This is a genomic window from Mesorhizobium sp. M8A.F.Ca.ET.021.01.1.1 (assembly GCF_003998025.1).
GTDB lineage: Bacteria > Pseudomonadota > Alphaproteobacteria > Rhizobiales > Rhizobiaceae > Mesorhizobium.
The window spans coordinates 1-4,118 of the sequence record NZ_RZSJ01000546.1 but is presented as its reverse complement, the minus strand read 5'-3'; the positions used below and the strand labels follow the sequence as shown (position 1 = coordinate 4,118).

Annotated in this window: 4 protein-coding genes, 1 tRNA gene and 1 pseudogene; 5 read left to right on the top strand and 1 reads right to left on the bottom strand. The window is 61.7% G+C overall.

Annotated elements, in window-relative coordinates:
• The 5 genes and pseudogenes from tuf to EOA36_RS29395 form a co-directional block, all read left to right on the top strand.
• Positions 1-134: pseudogene (gene tuf / locus EOA36_RS29415) on the top strand (elongation factor Tu); the annotation flags it as partial.
• Between the two features lie 164 nt (positions 135-298).
• Complete coding sequence (locus EOA36_RS29410) at positions 299-1,951, top strand: hypothetical protein (RefSeq protein WP_127280488.1); 1,653 nt, start codon at positions 299-301, stop codon at positions 1,949-1,951.
• Positions 1,952-2,046: 95 nt separating this feature from the next.
• Positions 2,047-2,529 (top strand): group II truncated hemoglobin, encoded by a 483-nt coding sequence (locus tag EOA36_RS29405; protein WP_127280487.1) that lies wholly within the window; start codon positions 2,047-2,049, stop codon positions 2,527-2,529.
• A 29-nt stretch (positions 2,530-2,558) separates the two neighbouring features.
• Positions 2,559-3,110 (top strand): putative glycolipid-binding domain-containing protein, encoded by a 552-nt coding sequence (locus tag EOA36_RS29400; protein WP_127280486.1) that lies wholly within the window; start codon positions 2,559-2,561, stop codon positions 3,108-3,110.
• A 77-nt stretch (positions 3,111-3,187) separates the two neighbouring features.
• Positions 3,188-3,263, top strand: a tRNA-Trp gene (locus EOA36_RS29395).
• A 359-nt stretch (positions 3,264-3,622) separates the two neighbouring features.
• On the opposite strand, the gene EOA36_RS29390 is transcribed toward EOA36_RS29395, so the two are convergent.
• Positions 3,623-4,118 (bottom strand): zinc-binding dehydrogenase (locus EOA36_RS29390; RefSeq protein WP_145969367.1); only part of this gene is annotated, 496 nt, incomplete at its 5' end.

Here is a 4,118-nt window from a genome sequence, read left to right as displayed (position 1 = left end):
TGATGCCCGGCGACAACATCACGGTCGATGTCGAGCTGATCGTGCCGATCGCCATGGAAGAGAAGCTGCGCTTCGCCATCCGTGAAGGCGGCCGCACCGTCGGTGCCGGCATCGTCGTCACCATCAAGGAATAATCGAGACCGGCTGCTGCCGGTTCGACAAGGAAAGGGCGGCCTCGGGGCCGCCCTTTTTTCGTTTCGTGCGCTTGGCAGCGCAAGTATTGCGAGGGCCTCTCAAAGCTGTTGCAAGCGCCATGGCTGCAACTAGTATAGGTTGCACCAAGGGAGCTTTGCCGACAGTGGTCTCAAGGCGCCGTTTCGATGGGAAGGCATGGCGGTTGTGGGCACTGGTTTGCCTCGTCGTCGCCATGGCGCTGCCTATTGTGACAGCGCAAGCGGAAGATGGGCCTCCCGAAATCCCGCCGATGCGCTTCGTCGTCGTGCGCAGCAACGCTCCGGGATGCGAACCCAACTGTCCTGAATGGATATCGGCGGACGGCACCATCGCGGCGGACACGCCGTCGCTCCTCAAGCGCACGCTCAAGGCGCTCAAGGGAAGGCAATTGCCGGTGGTCGTCAATTCGCCCGGCGGTAATGTCGATGCGGCGCTGGCCCTGGGCCGGATGATCCGCAAGAACAAGCTCGATATCGCCGTCGGCGTGACGGTTTTTTCCGGTTGCCAGCCGGCAATGGGCGACTGCGAGGACAACAAGGGCAAGGGTGCCGACTATTTCGGGGTGGCCTATGACGACGGAGCCATGTGCAATTCGGCCTGTCCATTGATGTTTTCCGGCGGTGTCCGCCGCGTGGTTGGAGATTACGGCTATCTCGGCGTCCACCAGATCACCACCACGTTCCACCGCGAGAGGCTGCTCTACCGGACCACGTACCGGATCGTGAACGGCAAGAAGAAGATCATCAGCACCAAGGTGGTCAGCCGTAAAAACGCAGGCAGCTACAAAACCTACGAGATGAGCGGGACCGTCGAGAAGACGCTTTCGGTGTACCTGAGGGAAATGGGTATAGGCGATGGCGTGCTGGAAATCATGAAGGCCACGCCGGCGAGCGAGATTCGTCAGATTCCGCTCGACGCCATGTTGACGATGAAGCTGGTCACCAGCCGGGACACGGTAGATCTGTTGACCATCGCAAGCCTGTGCAGGCTGGACCGGCCGGCCACGAACTGCCGGGAGGTAGCTGGACCTGCAAACAAGACGACGCCATCGGCCGCGGACAAATCCATGACTGCCGGACCCGTTCAACCGGACACCGCGAAGGCCGGCGGGGACATGCGCTTCATCGTGGTTCGCGGCAGCAACCCGCTGTGCAATCCCGACTGTCCGGAATGGATATCGGCGGAAGGTGCGATAACGAACCAGACGCCGCGGAAACTGCGGCAGTTGCTGGCCACGCTTGGCCATCGGCGGCTGCCTGTCGTCATCAGTTCACGCGGTGGCGACCTGCCCAGCGCTCTCGCAATGGGACGACTTATCCATGAAAGAAAGCTCGACATCGCCGTTGCCCGGACCGATTTCGTCGACTGCGACCCCGGCGCGTGGAATTGCCTGGCCACGGAGGGAGCCTATGCGGGGTTGACCATCGATGCCGGGGTGGAGTGTGATTCTGCCTGTGCGCTCATGGTCGCCGGCGGTGCCAGACGGCTTGTCGGGCCCCGGGCGCGGCTCAGCCTGTATCCGATGGGACAGAAGCTGGTGGTCAAGGCGTATCTCAACGAGATGGCGATCGGTCCAGCTCTGTTCGCGGCGATCGAGCGACGCTCGTCCGAGGGGCAACTTGACCCGGACACGATGCTGAAGGCTGGACTGACAACGGGACCGCAATCGGTCGACGCGCTGACCGGCTCCACGGTTTGCAAGGCCATTGCCAAGCCCGACAATTGCCAAGGCCTGCCAGCCGCCAATGCACAGGCTGATGCGCCTGCCAAGCTGTAGAGCACGGCGACGTCGGCAAACTGCCCATCGAGGCAGGTTGAGCCATGCTCGATTTCCGCTATCGTCGCGGCTGCGGGGCCGGCGAAGGATCGAGAATGAGCCAGGACGTTCCGACACTCTACGAATGGGCCGGCGGCAGCGAGGCGCTGAACCGGCTGACGCAAACCTTCTACGACAAGGTGGCAAAGGATCCGGTCGTTGGCCCGGTGTTCAAACACATGTCGCCGGATCACCCGGCCCATGTCGCCGCCTTCATCGGTGAGGTCTTCGGCGGACCGAAAACCTACAGCGAGGAATTCGGCGGCCACCGCGAAATGGTCATGCATCATCTGGGCAAGCATTTGACCGAGGAGCAGCGCCGCCGCTGGATCAATCTTCTCGCCGACGCGGCGGATCAGGTCGGCCTGCCGGACGATCCAGAATTCCGTTCCGCCTTCATGGGCTACGTCGAATGGGGGTCTCGACTGGCCAAGATGAATTCCAATCTCGGCGAGACCTGCGATCCCGAGGCCGAACCGATGCCCGCCTGGGGCTGGGGAGTGCCTGGCGGGCCGTACCGGGTGCCGGACGCAAAATAGCTTCCGCTTGCCAGGGAGGTCGATGATTGATGCCGCAAGATGCCAAGATCGTGCGCTGGCGCGAGTGGGATGGACCCGGCTTCGAACATCTTGTGCTGGGGGAGCAAGCGGGCCGGTTCCTGACCGATTCTGTCGTCATCTGCTCGGGCGAGACGCCATTTGCGGTCCGCTACCGCATTACCTGCGATGCCGGCTGGCACGCGAAGAGTGTCACGGTCGATATGATCGGCGATGGCCGGACGCTTGTCCTGGCCTCCGATGGCGATGGTCATTGGACCAGGGACGGCGTGCCGATGCCCGAGCTGGCGGGCGTGCTCGAACCCGACCTCACCGTCACGCCCTTTACCAACACGCTGCCGATCCGGCGCCTGGCGCTTTCGGCCGGGCAGAGTGCCGAGATCGCCACTGCCTTCATCGATTTCCCGGCACTCACTGTCGTGCGCAACCCGCAGCGTTACACGTGCCTCGAAGAGGGCAGGCGCTACCTCTATGAATCGCGCGCCAGCGACTTCAGGCGGGAACTGGAGATCGATGCCGAGGGGCTGGTCGTCGACTATCCCGATTTCTGGCGCAGGGGTTAAGGCATGTTTGCTTGCAAACCACTCTTTACAGAGCGTGCGGAAGCTTTTAGGAAGCGCCTGCGCCAAGGCGCACGTGTACGGGCATAGCTCAGTTGGTAGAGCGGCGGTCTCCAAAACCGCAGGTCGTAGGTTCGAGCCCTGCTGCCCGTGCCATTTTCCAAGGAAAATCAGGCGCCTAGAGATAGCTTTGTCGGGCTGACATTAGCCTTGCATATGTCTTTCACAAACCTGCACGCGCGCAGGGAGTGTGTGGCGGTGGCGGAAAAGCACACGATTCTGGAAGGCAAAGTTCGCGTCTATCGGCGCAATGACAGCCCGATTTGGCACTGTTCGACGTTCACACGGTAGGGGTCACAGGTTCGAATCCTGTACCGCCCACCAATCTTTTCAGTTGGTTAGAAGCATTCATGTCACTGAGCGAACACGGTCTCCGAAGGAAGGGGTCATGCGTTCGAATCGCGTCGGGCGCGCCATAATTTCCTCTCCAGATTGCGCCGCGAGATTGTGGGGACTCAAAGCGTCAGCACAATCTTGCCGAAGCCGCCGCCCGCTTCCATCCGGCGGTGGGCGTCTGCGGCTTCGGCGAGCGGGAATACGTGATCAATCAAGGGACGCAGTCTCCCCGCTGCGAATAGCGGCAAGGCGAGGGCCGCGAAGCGTTGGACCATGGCCCGCTTCTCTGCGGCTGTGCGTGACTTCATGACCGTGCCGACGAGACGCAGATGATTGTGCAGAACAAGATTGAGCGGAATGACAGCATCATTCTGGCCGCTCAAGATGCCTACCTGCACCAGTACCCCGCCCGGCCTCAGGCTGCGCAAATTCTTGGCGAGATAGTCGCCGCCAACAAAATCAATCACCGCATCCACTCCTGTGCCGCCTGTGCGCGCGGCAATCTCGGCTTCGAAATCGCCCGTCCGGTAATCGATGACGACATCTGCGCCAATGCTCAGCACATCATCGTGGCGGGACGCGGAAGCGGTGGCATAAACCACCGCTCCCAAACTA

Bases quoted from the DNA above. Each gene is read 5' to 3' on its own strand.
- EOA36_RS29405 (WP_127280487.1), top strand. From the start codon at position 2,047: ATGAGCCAGGACGTTCCGACACTCTACGAATGGGCCGGCGGCAGCGAG.
- EOA36_RS29400 (WP_127280486.1), top strand. From the start codon at position 2,559: ATGCCGCAAGATGCCAAGATCGTGCGCTGGCGCGAGTGGGATGGACCC.